This is a genomic window from Chitinophaga filiformis (assembly GCF_023100805.1).
GTDB lineage: Bacteria > Bacteroidota > Bacteroidia > Chitinophagales > Chitinophagaceae > Chitinophaga > Chitinophaga filiformis_B.
Map to the genome: position 1 here is coordinate 6,120,759 of NZ_CP095855.1, position 16,021 is coordinate 6,136,779.

Sequence of the window (16,021 nt, forward strand, 5' to 3'; positions counted from 1 at the left end):
TCGGCAGACTGCCTCTTTTTTAGTTTGCCATCGTCGTATTTACCTGCGTGATGGCACTTAACCTGTGAATGAGAAAATCGATATACTCGATAGCAGCGGGGTGAGTAAACAGCTTAACAAAACCTTCCCTATTACGTTGTATATGGTCCAGCAAAATAGCAGGTAACTCTTCAGGGAAACAAAGCACCTCCGTAAAGATCATTCCTTTGCGAACATGAGTGGCGTCGAAAATAAAATCCATGATCTTTTCGGTCCCGATATAGGCAGAAGCTACCCACACATACTTAGGCATGCTTTCTTTCATCAAACGAAGTTTGGTGGCGGCATCAATTTTCTCCGTACGTATTTGCTGTTTATACTCCTCACTATAATTGATACTAATATCCCATACCAGATCTGCCACCAGGCTATCTGCCAAAAGAAGTCTAAGAATTGCCGCCAGCCCAACTACAATTTCCAAAATGTCCTCGTAAGCAATCCTTACTTTCGGATAGACAGGTACAATAATATTGGTTACAGAAGTAGGCAATTGGCCGGGATGAAACTGCGTCCATGGGGTGTTTAGTTCAAATCTCCCGTTGAAACTTACCCGGGCAAAGGGGCCCCACTGATCATCATGCACATAAATCCGTTCGATGTTATCGGCAAGCCACCGAATATCCTTTCGGGGCTTTTTGTTGCTGAGTGGCGTCATGCGATAGCCCATCACTGTAATAGCATGACTGGCATCCGGGCTGTTGCCTGGTACCTTAATAATTAAAATAATTGGTATACCCAAGGGAGAATAAGCGCGTAGAATACGCCGCAGGTAGCTGTTAGAAATAACCCGATTTTTTTCTCTTAACACATAGTCCGGCTTTTTAACTTCACTTACCAGGCCGGAGTTAAAGATGGCCTGGCATATCTGAGCTAAATCCAATCCCTTGTTTGGAAACAACCGGCTGCCGTCAAACGACATTTTAGCCGCATCGCTAGTAATCTCAGCAGGTGTCTTTAAAATGGTGTGGTAGTCTGTCGCAGCCTTATTAAGCATTGTCCAGATAGCAGTAGTGGCACATGCCGCTAAAACACCGTCCTGCTCCTGAAAAGCAAGCGATTTCAACTGAACCTTTCTGCCGAAAATGTGAACGTGATAATTTCTAAGCCCCCAGAAGTGGCGCCTACCAACTGCCGATCCTTCCTCATAAGTCTTTAGCACAGTATATCCTATTACAGTAACGGGGATGGGCTTAACGACCACAAAACCGAGATAATGCCGCATCCAGAACCCTGCATTCATTTCCTCATTTTCCTCCAGAAGAAGAGCATCTAGCTCTGCTTCAGTAATTTCCTTATCGAAAAAATGGATACGCTTGCAAAACTTTGAGAAGTTCTCAAAACAAAGCGCGTAGTAGCTCGCAAAATCGTGCAGGAAATCTTTGCTGATGTAACGGTCTTCTATGACGATTGCCTTTGCCTTGATCCCATGCTCTCCGAGATAGTGCACTAAGTATTTGTAGTGATTTTTCTCTTTTATGACGGTTGGTGGCGTTGAATCGTTTGATAGTGCTACGGCCAAATTTTCAGGCGTGTAGGGAATAATCTTAACCAATGTCGGCTGGTTTGATATTAAAACTGCACCACAGTCTTCATCCCATTTGGATCTATCTGTTTGAGTGCTTGAATTTCCTGTTGCTGTTTATTTGTGGAATCTATTATTTTTTTAAATACTTTATCATGTTGCGAATAAACGTGGCTTTTAAGATTAGTGTTTGGCTTGAGCAAATGCGCAAGCTTTACGTGGGCGTTGTTGTTAGGCTGTTTGAGGCTCATAGTAGCGGAAAGGTTTAGCAAGTTAGGGGTGTCTCAAAAAATAGATACAGAGTCGCACAACTAAAGATAATTATTTGGCGCAAAATTTCCAAACCAAACGGGGCTATTTTGAATCAATAACGAACATATTAAATATTAACAAATATATCACGACTTTATGCCTATGTTTAACGTGTATGTAAACTAAAAGTCAGGGATATTATGAATTGAGCTATTGGAGATCGAGTTTCGATTAAAGAAACCTCATAAGTACCATTCCATGTTGGCATAGATGGGTTGAATGGCATCCCTGCACCGGACACGCAATCAGATGTTGTCAAGGGAATGGCCCTGACATTCCAGATCCCTCCGTAAAGAGGTCGAAATAATCGAGTTTGAACAGGACAATATCATGTTCGCTTTTCAAGAGGTTTACAGGTAGTTGATATGTATGTGCGCAACATGAATAGCAGTGGCGCCGGAAGTGAGGTCTGGACAAACAGATTTCTATTTTTCGACAAATCGATAAAAAAATAGATGGAAAGAAATTTATGGCATATTTAGTAATAAAGCTGTCTAAAAATGCAGGAAAACATTTATGGTAAAAGTCTATGAGTGTAATTGAATGATACAATTGATACCGAGTAATTATCATTCTCAGGGTGGTTCAAAACGCATTGCAGAAATGAAAGGAAAGGCCTTCACCCCGGCGCCTGGCTGTATGGCTCTTGTGTTTCACTCATTGCATCGTTACGCCTAGCTTGGCTCTGTTTCCTTTAATAGTTTTGGGTAAATAGCGGCAAGGAGACGATAACATCTGTCAGCCTCTAGGAAATCCTCTGAAGCTTTTAGTTGTATTAGGTGTTCATTTATAGTTTACCAGACGTGACCCATGCATTTTTAACGGAGTCAATCTAATATTATTCATGGTATCACTTTTAAGACTGTTGCTTGTAAAGGCTGAAGGGTTTACTAAGCTATCCCTGGTCTGTCTATGCACCATCTTTAGAAGGAACACGATTGAATCTAATTTTTTATTGGTGGCGCCTAAGTAAAAATCAACCTGAGACATCTGTTGTTGACCAATTTTTGTCCCGTCAGAAAGCCATCCTCTCACGTTAGTATAAGCACTGATCAATAGAGAGATGGTAGAAATCGCTATCGCAATAAATGTATTCCTGATCTGTCTTTGATACCGTTGTTCATCTCTCGCTATAAAGCCTTCCTTGCAAAATCTCTCGAACTCGTCATTTGTGATTAAAACCCTATCCACATAATTGATTAATGAATCTATAATCGCTTTATCATGGAGATCGCACCTTACTGGAACGCCCACTCCACGGTAACCAAAGTCGTGCTTCTTCTCTGTGGGTGCTTCCTGATGCAGAACCAGATATCCATTTTTCTCCAGTAAACCGATCAAATGGACAGCTGTGACAAGTAAACTCATCATTTCCCGATACCGTTTTTTGGCCTCATCCTGGTTTATCTCAGAAGTTTCTTGTGCGCCAGTGAATATTTCTATCCAGGCCAATTTTTCACCTTGTGGACCTAATTCGGTGTGAAAGGTTGCGCCTTGGACATGGCGAAGAATGATGTTTTGAAGAAAAATGTAATTGCCGTTTTCTTGTAGGATAGTCATACACAAATCCTGTTCTAACTTGTTCAATAGTCTCATGAATGGTATAATTTGTTTAGCTTGTTGGTGATTAATATGGCAGAACGCGAATGGAAATGTTACAATTGTCACAGCATGCATTTTACGTAGGAAAATCGCTTCTATGCCAACGTAATCTATTAGTCAGATAGAAGTATAGCCGAGTTATGCGTAACAAGGGATAAAAAATGTGCACATAATAAAGAAGATGGAATTATATCCATTCGATATTAATTATGTAACCGCTATACTGTGAAACACATTCTTTACAACTTGTACGGCCTACCCTATTCAAGCAGTAGCGACACCTTGAAATCATTGTCATTATATCCCTGGCTTCAGATATGGATACTCAACGCGCCGTGTGTCTGGACCAGTGGCAGTCATCTCCTGCACTTGCAACACCGGTTGCTGGTAATGGTCATAAATATACTCCTTCAATCTAAAAAAGCAGACGGTAGCTATTTTACCGCAATACATATAGTAAGTTGGTGTATTGATTATAAATAAGGCTTCCACAGTCAGCGTATCCGCTTCAAGGACAAGCTCGGGAAAACTATTGCGAAAATGTGCGCAGACCAAGGCTTTATTGTCATGCAGCCATTGGCGCTTATTTTCTATTTTTCGTTCATAGTCACCGCTGAATTTCGCGAAGTCTGCTGAATATGATATCATATCATAACGCGCCCTGCTATATTTGCAATCTGCAATGACAATGCGGTTGTTCGCAGCGTCGAGCCAAACAAAGTCCATTTCCCCAACATCGTGCACATCAACGCGTACGGAATGTCCTGGTCGGTCAGAGAAATATTTAACATTTCTGTGATACGGTAATTTTTCCTGAACAAGCACCTCCTCAACCTTATCTTCAAGCAATTTATCGTGCGCTGCAGCCTTGTCCAGAATGTATTGGTTCATGCACGGATTTCGCAACCACTCCATTGGCGCCCTGTTCCATTGAAAGGCATTCGTGCCCAGCACTGTTATGCTCTCGGCCCATTTGTTTACCCCGATAAAGTCTCTATCACTCCCCTGATGACGGATCCTCAAAATCGGTTTAAAAATGTGACGGTCCATTTCGTTGACTTTGTATACTGCATCCTTAATGACCATTTTGTTATGTCTCCCTATGACAAGCGCATTATAAAAATTTTCTGCATCATCGATGTTAACACTCTTGGCATGGAGATTTTGGGCAATAATACCAGGCTCTATACTTTGAAACTCCCAGCCGGCTTGATTATGATGTTTTTTTTGTAGACAATCATGGCACATGTCGCGTCGTAATTGATACCCATACAACGTTGAAGCGCAGCTTTCAAATCACCTGTTGCATTGTCATCCATAATACCACGTGTATAATCTATTTGAGCTTGCGCTTTCAGGCACCCCACTACACCTTCCACGTCCGCTGGCCGGGTAACATCAAATTGGCTTTCGCTCAGCTTACAGGTAAAAGTACCTGGCAGCATTCTGATCTCTGCCAAATACTGCCCAAACCCTACTAATTCATCACCGACGAAAAGTAAATCTTCGATAATTGTATCAAAATGTGTCAACCGTTCTTGGCTTACATTCAGCTGGCCTGTATAATCGACATCACAACATTGTTCCAATGCGAGCTTCAAAACTCTACGATTCATACTGAGCGCATCCTCATTTATGCCGAGCGTCTCGGCAATATCTTCCCCTGTCAACGTACGTTGCCATAGAAGAATACTACATTCATGATATTTGAACAGACAATAAAACAGCAACGGATCTGTCGTGGATTTTACCAGGTTTTCAAAGGTAGCGGCACGCCAATCAAAGGCTTCGGTAAGAATTGTTTTTACTTCCTGGACGTTTGAAGTTTCTACCGCGCCAAACGTGGCATATAAATGAGTGGTTAGTTGTGGCAGGAATTTCAATCTACTCCGTTCACCATAATTTATCCAAACAATGTCGTTGGAAACAAAAATTTTCATATTTAAATTTATATATAATGCATAAGGTAGCTCTGGATGAGAAGGGCTCCGTGAACAACGAGCTAATGTTGTCCGCATGTCAACCAGTATTTGCGTCAGCAAACCACAACGATTGCAGAAATTCCTTGGGCGCTGTTAGTACAGGTATCCTCAACAATTCCCATCGGTATCATAGATACAGGTCTAGAACTGCCGGTAAACTCAGTAAATTTAACTCCTAATAGGTCGAAACAAACTGTAAAAAGTACTCTTAAGCCACAAAATTATTTCCTTTTTCACATTCGACAATTCAACGGGCGAAATGGCTTTGAGGAGTCATTCCACCAGAACTGTTGCGATGGACCGGTTTTTTGATTTTGATAATACTTACCTTGCTCACAGATAGATTTTACTCAAAGCCGCACCATCGCCTCCCGTTTATGTGATGAAATACACCAGCTGGTGCCTACTGTCAGTACGCGTAGCGAAAGCAGGTCATCCCGGGGTGATAAATTATATATAGATGCCGGCCAAAATGACTATGCAGACACCCTGGCGGCACCTTACTCCATCCGCCCCTACCACCAGCCATTGGTATCCACTCCCCTGGACTGGAAAGAACTGCGCCCAACTTTAGACAGATGGGCGTTCAATATGGATACTATTGCGTCCAGACTGCGCAGGAAAGGCGATTTATTCAAAGGCGTGCTGGATGGAAAAGTAGCCGCTATCAATACCAGGGCATTACTCAAACATTATCTGTAGGACATAGGCAGGTACACTTGCGAACTGAAACCAGTATGTACGATAACCGGTAAAATTCTTTTCAGGGCGTCTATCGTGTAAAATCACCTTCGTCACCTTCTGTTCCATGGGGTTCTCTTCACCCTGGAAACAGTCCTTGGCTTTTTATACATGGCGTCGAATAATTTCGGACATACGGCTCTCATGTCACGAGGATTATCCATTTGCCAGGCAAATCCAGCAGAGGATATGTTGAGGTTTTTTGCTAATGAGGAGGGCTATTCCACGATGGGTGCCTACAAACGTCTATGTTTGGTTTTAATTTGCTTTGGCGCCATGACTCTTTCCGGCGGCAACCCCTTCTTTACTCTATTTTCTTTAATGATGGCAGCCATATAAGTCTCAGATATGTGTTGAAAAGTCGCTGTTGGATTGACGATCATTTGCACGTCGTTGATGTATTTTGCATCATTCCACTCCTTTTCGGGGCGCCACATATTATCAACTCTTGCGGTACCTATGGGATCAATTTTATACCAATCCGGAAACTGCACCCAATATACGTTAGCCGGTGTCGTTACCAGGGCTTCTTCGTCGAAACTGACAACCGTTTTATTTTTTTTATCATACCAGCCACAACTACCATTGGCTTCAATTGAAAAGTCAACGAATGGAATCGTAATCATGAAGTTTTTTATTGAGCGAAGCTCCTGCAACCGAATATCCACGTTGTATTTATCGCCCGCCAGATCCAGTACAGTGAGTGCCCCCTGAAGTCTGTTGAAAATAGTTTTACTCACCACCACAAAATTTGATCTGTCTTCAAAACTTGCTGCATTGATGGCATTTAAGCGGCGATCATCTGATATCGGTCCTCCCAAAAGCTGCTCGGGCAACCTGACCACCGTTTGAAACGATGTCGTCGGCTGATCTATTAGCAGCAATTTATTTTGCAACCGGTCAAACACCATGGCGTATGTACCATTCACTGCATTTGCCCCGTTAAGACAAACACCACCTTCAACGTTTCCCTGCGGATAAATTCTTTTGCCATGGTGTTCTAAATTGAAAGCCCGGCCATCAATAAACAACTGCCCTATCTTCGGATCACCAATGTGATTAAGCTCTATTTTCATGTCCGTCCAATTTTCAACATACACAGATAATATCTATCGTTGCTTAGACAAAAATGAGATGACATGAAACGCTAAAATGGGAGTTATACAAACATGGGAAAAATGAGAGAAGGTGGCTAACCAAACGGATTAGGTCTGCAATCAACCCAATACCACCTCATCGCAATCCACTCAGGTGAATTGGATCTGCTTGTGATTAGAACCTGTGAAGCCAAGATAGAAGTAACTGGGAGTCCAACAAGAAATTATTGCAACCCTGGGGACAAATGGAGTTTATAGGTAGCGAAGCGCGGCAGAAAAGTAAAGCAGGTCCCGAGCAAAAGCGAGCCCTTAATTTAACAGGTGATGTAAATAGGCAGCAGAAGTCTTAATAGCTTTACTCATTTTGATCAATTCCTTCTCGGTCGCTTTCTTTTCTAAGCGGATAATTTTAAGTCTTTGTGGACGTATTTTCGTATCCTTACAGAACCGGGTTGGGGAAATAAAAATAAATACAGATTCAAAATTGCGCAGATCTCCTGCCTCAATAACAGCCTTGAGCCCCTTGTATTTCCATTCAATATTACTTTCCATAACTGAATTAATTTTTGTCAGGAAAGCGCAAAATAACATATTTTGTTTTGAGCTTATGAAAGAGGATATAGACGTGGAAAACTATTAATCGTGTTGAGTAGTTTCACCTTTATTAAAAATGTGGTAATGTTCTATCAATAACTTGATAAACATCGTCAATCGGAATTCTTTGGCTAACCGCTTGCTTCCAAGAATCAGCCTTACTACTCTGCTTTACAATCTCAACAATATTACTGCTACCATAGTTACTGTAATACCTGGAAGGTTCAGAAATACGGGTAAGTTATCATACTTTTTGAGAATATTTGTAGCGGAAAGGAGCAGCGGTAGTTACATAAAAGGAGGTTGACAATTACCATTTGCCTTAATAATTTGATTTATCATAGAATTTCAGTAAGTTAGGGCAACTAAACCCCAATATATGTCTGCCCCACTTCGTATTGACAAAAAAGCTACAAAAGTAATGGGAGGCGATGAGGCCTTTAAAGATTACTTAAGTCGGCTGATAAAAATGATCCCCGCTGAAATTGTTGGTCTTTACATGATCGTCACAGGCTTTATTCCGGAAGATGAGCATACCTGGTTGTTAATCGTTACCATTATTTGCCTGATCTTTCTTATAATAGTTCGTGTGAAGGCAACCAGTGATAAAGCCAATAATTTACCTCCGCAGCAGTTTCCAATCTTCGTGGCTGCAATAGCATTTGTACTGTGGGTATATTGGTTAGGAGGCCCATTCAAACACTATGAAGGGGTTCACAAACAATTTGTTGCCTCCGTATTAATTGTTCTGTGGTCTTTCATAATTCCAGTTTTCTATAAAGGGTCTGTATCGTGAAAAATAAACATGCATTCCAGCTTATTTTATATATCGTCCTGATCTTATCGATACTGCTAATCGTAAGTGTGCTGCCTGGTATTGATCTGGAAGGACCTATAAGGATCTCTCCCCAAAATGAAGGATTAAGGTCAATACTGATTGTGCTGGGAGGAGGTGCTATGGGAAGTACATTGCGAGCGATTCTGTCTATGTCGGCAATTATTTATGGTAACATAGATACAGGCACAAGTCTGCCATTCTATTTTCAACGTGCTTTTACCGGTTTGTCCGCTTCCCTGATCGTGTATTTCATCTTCAAGGGCTTGTTGCTCAGTCCGAACACACCAGCTCAATACATCAATTTTTCGGGTATCCTGGTCCTGTCTATCATGTCAGGCTTCTTTGCAGATGAATTTCTAAGGCAACTAACCGCTTCGTTGTATCGGTTAGTTAACAAAGATGCCAGGGTAGATGAGAAAATTAACAATTTGACAATGGCCTTGGGCATCGATATCCTGGATAATTATGACGGGAAGTTCTGTTTTTTTTTAACAGATACTGATGGCAATACTTTAATTCCAGCCATGTCCACGAGAAGGTTAACGGTAACCATGAACAGGGAATATATCCTGCATTGGTACCTCAGGCCTAAAACGGAAACGGAAAACCAAGATTCCATCACCGAAGACCTGATTGTCAGCGGTGGCAAGACAAGTGAAACGGTTACTTTCACCATAGTACCCCATCTGAACGCACAACGCCTAGCACCACGCGAACAAACAGTAAGCTTTCCCGTGCACCGACGATCAGAAACCAAGACCATACCTTTTTCAATTACAACAGAAAATGAGCGTCCAGACCTTTGGCTTGAAATTTTTCAAAAGAACCGCCTCATCAGCGTTATCAACGTTAACCTGAACTTTGAGGAGGCACCTAATTCCAGTACATTGAATCCTTAAATTTTGTATGCATTCCGGAGCGCCTAAATTAACGATCGATATCGAAGGCAAAGATTGGCTGACCGTAAAGATCAAAGCCGGACGAATGGAATTGCCGGCTATAGAAGTTGATTTTTCAGACCAACGCATAGGAGAATACTATAATATCTTGTATGATGCGCTTGACAAATTCCTTGAAATCATAGGCGACGAAAAACAGATAAGTATTTCCGATGCAAACAGAGCTTTGAAGTATCTGAACTCTGCCGGCGCAGGTTTGATGTTCTACCTTTTCGGTAACAGAATCAGTGAAGTACGGGATTTCATGCGAAGAGCTGTTGAGACATGGAGAATGAGTTCAACAGATGCGTATACTGTGCCGTTTGTGGAAGTAAGATCCCTACAAAACAAATATATTCCGGTTGAATTTTTACCAGTTTTTGATAGTGCTGCCCCGGCGGCCGCTACCAACTCAAATGACCTGCTACTAATTGCCTCGCGGTTTCTTGGCTTTTCAACCTGTATCAATCGTATCTACCACAGACCCTCGCTTCGGTCCCAGGTCAAGACCGATGCAAAAATTGCACAGGACGCCAAAATGCGCGTACGCTTTTTCAAAAACAGAAAGCTTACGCGCTTGCAGGAGGAGGAAGATTTCCTGAGAAACCACGCCGGTATTGAACTGCTTAGTAAATGGCCGGTTGGCATTGCAGCGCCAGATCAATTTATTAATGAATTGGCCGCCTTGATTTGGAATGGCAAGGACATTGCTACGGGCGTGGCTGAACCGCAGGATGATATTCACCATTTCACCTGTCACTGCATTAATGACTATGCATTGTCTTCAAACAGCAAATTACATCTTACCTATCCCCACAAGGGCCTAATTTGGACATCAAATAAAGATGTGTATGTTAGCATTGATAGCCTGGCAAAAGAGTTTGGCCAGCAAAAGAGCCGCGACACCAAAACTTCATATCCCCTGGTGTTCCTGAACGCCTGTAAATCAAATAAACGCAATCCTCTCGGTTTGATGTCTTTTCCAGACCTGTTTGTGAAACATGGGAACAAAGGCGTAATTGGCACCGAGACAATGATACCAGAGATGTTTGCCGGCGAATTTTCAAGGTGCTTCTATGACAAGCTGGTCAATGGCTTTAGCATATCTCAAGCGCTTCATACAAGTCGCTGGTACCTGCTGAAAAGGTTCAACAATCCACTAGGCATATTATATACGCTCTATGCTGATCCAGATCTGCGCATGGAAAATCATTCTCATGCTTAATATTATATTGGAGTCAATGGAATCGTAAGTGAAGTCTGCTAAGATACTGAAATAAATTATTGTCAATATAATAGTTTTATTATCGCTTAGGATATGTTATGGATCACTTATAAAAGGGCCATTCATTCAGGGGCAATACCAAGTGGGCTTGTTTATGATCACAATGATGTATACTCAAATAGAGAGAGACATTTATGGCAAACTTAGATATAGGAACGTTTCGTCTTGATACAGCAAATGAACCTTCATTCAGTCAGCTAACTCAAGGATCAGAAATAGAAAAGGATGCTGCCGTCCAAAAGATCTATGACCTGGCAAAGACAAAGAACGGAATGGAGCAATGGAACGATTTTGCCATTGCATTGGGCATCTTAGGTAAAAAGGAAGTCGCCTTGGGCCTTTTTAAAGACCTAATTGAAAGATTTCCAGATCACGATGTACTTCGATATAACCTGGCCCTCTCCTATGTTTACTGTGGGATGAATGCTGTAGGTCGATATCATCTGATTCAACTATCCCAGTCAGCAAACGAAAAATCATTCCGGAAGTTCAGCCGGGAAAGCCTTGAGAAGTTTGAATCTTATTTAGGTATTACAGAAGCCGATGATCGCCTAAAGGATCTGCAAATCTCGTACTTCCGCAAAGCAATACTTGCGGCTGCACCGGATAGTAACATTTTTTTGTCTCTCGGCAGATTACTTTTCGACAGAATGAATAAGGAGATGGATGATGACTGCGTTTTAGAACTAATTGCGCTTCTGGAAAGAGGAACTAAAATGTATCCGAGAGATTCTCAGCTCATGGAGATGCTGCTGGCTACCAAACTATGGTACGAACCATATAAAAGCCACCACAGTATTGCCGATCAACTCGCTTGCATTTCCCCCTCCTCTCCCTTATTGGTCGAATATCTCAGCAGGAAAAAATGCGATACAATCATGCATTCTAGAACAAGCAAAATCTTTAGAGTTCTCGTCGAAGAATATATGAGCGGACAGGAGGAATTCAAACAATATGCACTTAAAGATCTCGCCGCCTTCGTGTTCCTGGACCCAACCAATACTGCTTACAGGATTATGTATGCGCTCGCGCTGGCCTGCAACAAGCAGTATGCTGCAGCCTTGAAACAGGTTGCTAAGGCAGAGCAGGAACCCCACAAAGATTATGTATATTTTTTTAATGTGTCCCAGATTTTTCACAAGTGTGGTGACAAACAAAAGGCCCTTGATTATGTAGAAAAAGCAGAATCGTTTGTCGAAACTGAACAGGACAGAACCGATCTTGACAAAGTGATCGCCCTTATCAAAAATGACAGTGAATGGAAAATAGCGTAACACAACAGTATGTAAAATTCGTGGAGGCACTAGTACACACAAAAACTGTTGCCACTATGAAAGACCTTATCCACTCGGCTACCCACCTGAAACCGGCCACACTGCATAATATGCTAAACCAACAGAGAAAAGAGGAGAAGGAAGCTGGAAATGAGGAGAAATATAATCTGTTGACCTTCATACATGAGATAGTAAATCGGGAACACAGGAATGACGAATTGGAAACAATTACGGATACACTTACCCTATATAAGGCAGCGATAAAACAGCGGAATATCATAAGGTTGAAAAGCCTTCTAATAGCACATAAGAACTTTGTAAACCTCGACTTGATACAGCTGACTATGGGTGGCAGTAGGGAGAACCAAATTCCCTTGCAGGAGGATATTATGATCATGTTTGTTGCGTCGTTGATTATAGCCAACATAGAGTTTAAAATGATCGCCTGCTTATTATGGGTTCGGTTTCTGTTTCATAAGGGGCTTTTCAAAAAAGGAAAAAAACGAATAGACATTGCCAAAAAACAAATGTCGGATTCGCAGAAGGATCAGTTACAACAAACCCTGCTCGCTCTTGAAATTGCCTATGCTCGGGAACGAAAAGAGTTGCGAACAGCACTTCAACTGATGGAAAATATGCGTCTTCTTTTGAAACAGGAAGATACCGGTAATGCTCTTTTTGAACTACTGTATTCCATGGCAAGAATTGCCAGAGAATTGGGGCAATACGAAAAATCAATCGGGCTGCTTGATGAACTGTTTGAATTGCTAAACATAGCCATGCAACAACCTGACATCAACGTGGATCAATTTATTTTGGGTACATGTAGGTTACGCGGGCTTGTGCTGGAGGACATTGGCCGTGGCGACCTGGCACAAACAGATTATCAACAGGCATACAACATATCCATAAAGATGGGCGATAAACACGAACAATTTGTAAACCTGACAAATATTGCTATTTCTTATGTTAAGCTGCACCGGAAACAAGAAAGCCTGTTCCGTCTTCAACAGTTATTACAGACAGTGAGAGAGTGGGGCGATCCTATCACAATTGCATCTACCCACAATAATATCGGATCCATTCTTCAAAGCATGGAACGCTATACAGAAGCTCTTTCACACTATTATGAGGCTCTTGAAATAAAGGTTGACTCCCCATACAAGTTTGGGGAAGCAGTTGCATCGTTGGGCATAGCCGATTGTTATTTGGCCATGAACAACCCCGACCTTTATCGCGTGTTTCACAGCTATGCCTTTGTGCCAATACTTCAAACTGGTGATGTAGGCCTAATGGCGACTTACGCAATTGGAAGGGCTGCGCATTACACAGACGAATCGGAACAGGATCAGAACAGGAAAGATCTTATGCTCGCCTTGAATATTGCCAAGTCGCTAGACCAAGTCGTTTCGGTCGCCAGACTGATTCCCTGGCTTTGCCAAGTGTATGAAAGAACAAACAAACTGGATGATGCTATTGCATTGTGTCATTCTTTTCTGGAAGAGCATCCCAATCTTACTACTCATTCAGTTTTTTTCTATAGCATTTTAGCCACCTATGCCAGACTTCTGCTGGTTCAAGAGGCGCCGATCAGGCATCTTTTTGACAAACTGATGCACACGGTTACACATATCAATAAAAATATAGAGGAGACTATTTTCGACAAGCATCGGGGAGAAATGGTTGGTCAATCCATTCTTCTGTACAATACAATTTTCCGGATATTATTGGAGTATAAGGGAGACGAAGTACTGATAAATGAAAAAAGCATAGCCATTTATTGTTTTAATTTGCATGAACTGGCTAAGTCGAGGACATTTCTGAGCGACCTTTCTGTTAGTCGGCTCACTTTACCGGAGAATGTGCCGGAAGCACTTGGCAACAAAGAGCAGGAACTAATAGCCCTTCAATTGAGCTATCAGCAAATGGAGAATGCTTACTCTGAAGCATACCGACTACAACGGCTTCAAGAACTGCGTATGGAACTGTTTGCCATCCGGGATGAGATCAAACTTTTTGCTCCAGATTATGTACGCGCCAGGGCGGGACTTCCCTACCAATATGAGGAAGCACAGGCATTTCTTGATCGCGAACCGCACGTGGCCTTTATATCCTTTTTTTGTGACACAGAAAACACGACTGTATTTGTGGTGCTTGCAGAAGAACCGGAACCCCGGGTATTCCGATATGCAGTTGGATCGGATGAAATTGAAAAGGTTGTGAAACAGATGCAGCGTGCATTCAACGGAGCGCCGTTCGAATTTCCCCCTTATCCTCCTATTCTTCCCGATCGCCCTTTTGAAAGAGAACTGGATTTTTTGGATCAACTCGGAGCATCCCTGCTCGGATTCACACATATCCTCACTGATGTGGAAGTGTTATGTATTGCCGCTCATGGCGTACTGCACCAGGTACCATTTCACGCCATACGGCTAATCGATGGCCGGTATTTGGCCGAACAGTTTGCCGTAGTTTATACTGCTAGTATAAGCACTACCCTGCTGCAACAGACCGGGCAAAAGAGAAGCACTAGGCCGAATACTGTGTATGTTGCCTGTGTGCCCTCAAAGGAGGACAAACGGCCTGATCTCTTTGAGCAGGACCTTGACCTTTTTGATCCGCATATCTGGCCGAAAGTTTCAACCGATATAGGAATAGCTGCTTCGCGCGAAAAGGTATACAGCGAAATATCCGGTCACAATGTCATTCATTTCTCGTGCCATGGCTATTTCGATAACACACAGGGTCATCAATCGGGATTGATTCTTTCAAATGGAATCGAACTGCCTACCCGCTACGGGCAAAACATGTCCTTTTCTGAACGAAACCAATTTGCCCTTACCGCCAAAGACCTCCTCAGTACCCATATCGATGCCGATCTGATAACGCTTAACGCTTGCTCTACAGCTTTGCAGGAAAACCGGAACCACGGCGACGAATGGGATGGATTTATCCGTTGTTTATTGCTGGCGGGCGCCTCATCGGTGTTGTCAACCATGTGGAATGTGGATCAGGCTTCTTCAGCAGGATTTTTGAAAAATTTTTACGCAGTGTGGAAGGGAGGCGCTAGCGAAGTAGAAAAATGGAAAGCACTGTCGTATGCACAAAGGTCGTATATTTATTCTGAGAACATCCATTTACGGCATCCCTACCACTGGGCTGCATTCACACTTTCCGGAACCTGGCATTAAATGATGAACGATTACAGCTTGATACAACAACAAGACACTGAAACCTGCATTCTGACTATCAGCCACCTCACCGACAGGTTGCGGCAAGGGCTTTCTGAACAAGAAAAAGGCTGCATCACTAGCCAGGAGGAGGCAATCAATTTATTGAATGCCCTCGCAGGCGCACCCATAACAATTGTTGACCATGAGATACTGGAAGATATTTTGGATGAAAAACGACTGAAACTCCTGTTGACGGCACTATGGGAAGATGAGGCAATCAGACCGGAATTGAAAATACTTCTCGATCGTCCTCCTTACTATGCGCAACGATCTTTTGAAGAGTTGAAAACAGTAGCAGTTGTCTTGGGCTGCCTAGTTGCCTGGCTGCAGACGAAAGTCCATTTCCATATTAAACGCGAAAACGGCAAAACCGAATTTGAATTTCAGATACTGAAACACAAAACCAGCGATTCTATTTTGCAAAAAATAATAACGGTCATCCAGGAGGTTGCAGGGCGTAAGAAATTGCCGAATGAAAAAGATCAATCAACCGAGCATGATTGATCCAGTGAGACGTCAATGAGACCACCTAACAATCTTCTTTACCCACTTATCGTTAACTGG

Annotated in this window: 14 protein-coding genes; 7 read left to right on the top strand and 7 right to left on the bottom strand. The window is 42.4% G+C overall.

Translation table 11 applies throughout. From position 1 onward, the window contains the following. Positions 1-19: 19 nt before the first annotated feature. The 5 genes from MYF79_RS23650 to MYF79_RS23670 all read right to left on the bottom strand — a co-directional run bounded on the left by MYF79_RS23650 (position 20) and on the right by MYF79_RS23670 (position 5,415). A complete protein-coding gene (locus MYF79_RS23650) occupies positions 20-1,591 on the bottom strand; it encodes a hypothetical protein (RefSeq protein ID WP_247810293.1) in 1,572 nt (523 codons plus the stop codon). A 17-nt stretch (positions 1,592-1,608) separates the two neighbouring features. Next, the gene (locus MYF79_RS23655) at positions 1,609-1,812 is read right to left on the bottom strand and encodes a hypothetical protein (RefSeq protein WP_247810294.1); all 204 of its coding nucleotides are present in this window, start codon (positions 1,810-1,812) and stop codon (positions 1,609-1,611) included. Positions 1,813-2,656: 844 nt separating this feature from the next. Continuing rightward, the gene (locus MYF79_RS23660) at positions 2,657-3,469 is read right to left on the bottom strand and encodes a hypothetical protein (RefSeq protein ID WP_247810295.1); all 813 of its coding nucleotides are present in this window, start codon (positions 3,467-3,469) and stop codon (positions 2,657-2,659) included. Positions 3,470-3,772: 303 nt separating this feature from the next. Next, the gene (locus tag MYF79_RS23665) at positions 3,773-4,723 is read right to left on the bottom strand and encodes a hypothetical protein (protein ID WP_247810296.1); all 951 of its coding nucleotides are present in this window, start codon (positions 4,721-4,723) and stop codon (positions 3,773-3,775) included. Continuing rightward, on the bottom strand, positions 4,660-5,415 hold the full coding sequence (locus tag MYF79_RS23670) for a hypothetical protein (protein WP_247810297.1): 756 nt from the start codon (positions 5,413-5,415) through the stop codon (positions 4,660-4,662). Before MYF79_RS23670 ends, MYF79_RS23665 begins: the two co-directional genes overlap by 64 nt. 405 nt (positions 5,416-5,820) lie before the next feature. On the opposite strand from MYF79_RS23670, the gene MYF79_RS23675 reads away from it, so the two are divergent. Further along, complete coding sequence (locus tag MYF79_RS23675; RefSeq protein WP_410688423.1) at positions 5,821-6,159, top strand: hypothetical protein; 339 nt, start codon at positions 5,821-5,823, stop codon at positions 6,157-6,159. Positions 6,160-6,434: 275 nt separating this feature from the next. On the opposite strand, the gene MYF79_RS23680 is transcribed toward MYF79_RS23675, so the two are convergent. Both MYF79_RS23680 and MYF79_RS23685 read right to left on the bottom strand, forming a co-directional pair. Then, positions 6,435-7,274 (bottom strand): hypothetical protein, encoded by an 840-nt coding sequence (locus MYF79_RS23680; RefSeq protein WP_247810299.1) that lies wholly within the window; start codon positions 7,272-7,274, stop codon positions 6,435-6,437. Between the two features lie 330 nt (positions 7,275-7,604). Beyond that, on the bottom strand, positions 7,605-7,847 hold the full coding sequence (locus tag MYF79_RS23685; protein WP_247810300.1) for a hypothetical protein: 243 nt from the start codon (positions 7,845-7,847) through the stop codon (positions 7,605-7,607). 421 nt (positions 7,848-8,268) lie between these two features. On the opposite strand from MYF79_RS23685, the gene MYF79_RS23690 reads away from it, so the two are divergent. The 6 genes from MYF79_RS23690 to MYF79_RS23715 all read left to right on the top strand — a co-directional run bounded on the left by MYF79_RS23690 (position 8,269) and on the right by MYF79_RS23715 (position 15,961). Next, complete coding sequence (locus MYF79_RS23690; RefSeq protein ID WP_247810301.1) at positions 8,269-8,685, top strand: hypothetical protein; 417 nt, start codon at positions 8,269-8,271, stop codon at positions 8,683-8,685. Further along, positions 8,682-9,626: a hypothetical protein gene (locus MYF79_RS23695; protein WP_247810302.1), complete on the top strand. Its 945-nt coding sequence runs from the start codon at positions 8,682-8,684 to the stop codon at positions 9,624-9,626. Before MYF79_RS23690 ends, MYF79_RS23695 begins: the two co-directional genes overlap by 4 nt. Positions 9,627-9,633: 7 nt before the next feature. Next, positions 9,634-10,890 (top strand): CHAT domain-containing protein, encoded by a 1,257-nt coding sequence (locus MYF79_RS23700; RefSeq protein ID WP_247810303.1) that lies wholly within the window; start codon positions 9,634-9,636, stop codon positions 10,888-10,890. Between the two features lie 194 nt (positions 10,891-11,084). Beyond that, positions 11,085-12,224, top strand: a complete 1,140-nt coding sequence (locus MYF79_RS23705; protein ID WP_247810304.1) for a tetratricopeptide repeat protein — start codon at positions 11,085-11,087, stop codon at positions 12,222-12,224. Positions 12,225-12,280: 56 nt separating this feature from the next. Beyond that, the gene (locus MYF79_RS23710) at positions 12,281-15,415 is read left to right on the top strand and encodes a CHAT domain-containing protein (protein WP_247810305.1); all 3,135 of its coding nucleotides are present in this window, start codon (positions 12,281-12,283) and stop codon (positions 15,413-15,415) included. Further along, positions 15,416-15,961: a hypothetical protein gene (locus tag MYF79_RS23715; RefSeq protein ID WP_247810306.1), complete on the top strand. Its 546-nt coding sequence runs from the start codon at positions 15,416-15,418 to the stop codon at positions 15,959-15,961. Positions 15,962-16,021 lie beyond the last annotated feature (60 nt).

What these genes read in the sequence shown, in the direction of transcription:
- MYF79_RS23670 (WP_247810297.1), bottom strand. Translation starts at nt 5,415, where the DNA reads ATGAAAATTTTTGTTTCCAACGACATTGTTTGGATAAATTATGGTGAA.
- MYF79_RS23700 (WP_247810303.1), top strand. Translation starts at nt 9,634, where the DNA reads ATGCATTCCGGAGCGCCTAAATTAACGATCGATATCGAAGGCAAAGAT.
- MYF79_RS23680 (WP_247810299.1), bottom strand. Translation starts at nt 7,274, where the DNA reads ATGAAAATAGAGCTTAATCACATTGGTGATCCGAAGATAGGGCAGTTG.
- MYF79_RS23685 (WP_247810300.1), bottom strand. Translation starts at nt 7,847, where the DNA reads ATGGAAAGTAATATTGAATGGAAATACAAGGGGCTCAAGGCTGTTATT.
- MYF79_RS23715 (WP_247810306.1), top strand. Translation starts at nt 15,416, where the DNA reads ATGATGAACGATTACAGCTTGATACAACAACAAGACACTGAAACCTGC.
- MYF79_RS23710 (WP_247810305.1), top strand. Translation starts at nt 12,281, where the DNA reads ATGAAAGACCTTATCCACTCGGCTACCCACCTGAAACCGGCCACACTG.
- MYF79_RS23665 (WP_247810296.1), bottom strand. Translation starts at nt 4,723, where the DNA reads ATGTGCCATGATTGTCTACAAAAAAAACATCATAATCAAGCCGGCTGG.
- MYF79_RS23690 (WP_247810301.1), top strand. Translation starts at nt 8,269, where the DNA reads ATGTCTGCCCCACTTCGTATTGACAAAAAAGCTACAAAAGTAATGGGA.
- MYF79_RS23655 (WP_247810294.1), bottom strand. Translation starts at nt 1,812, where the DNA reads ATGAGCCTCAAACAGCCTAACAACAACGCCCACGTAAAGCTTGCGCAT.
- MYF79_RS23705 (WP_247810304.1), top strand. Translation starts at nt 11,085, where the DNA reads ATGGCAAACTTAGATATAGGAACGTTTCGTCTTGATACAGCAAATGAA.
- MYF79_RS23660 (WP_247810295.1), bottom strand. Translation starts at nt 3,469, where the DNA reads ATGAGACTATTGAACAAGTTAGAACAGGATTTGTGTATGACTATCCTA.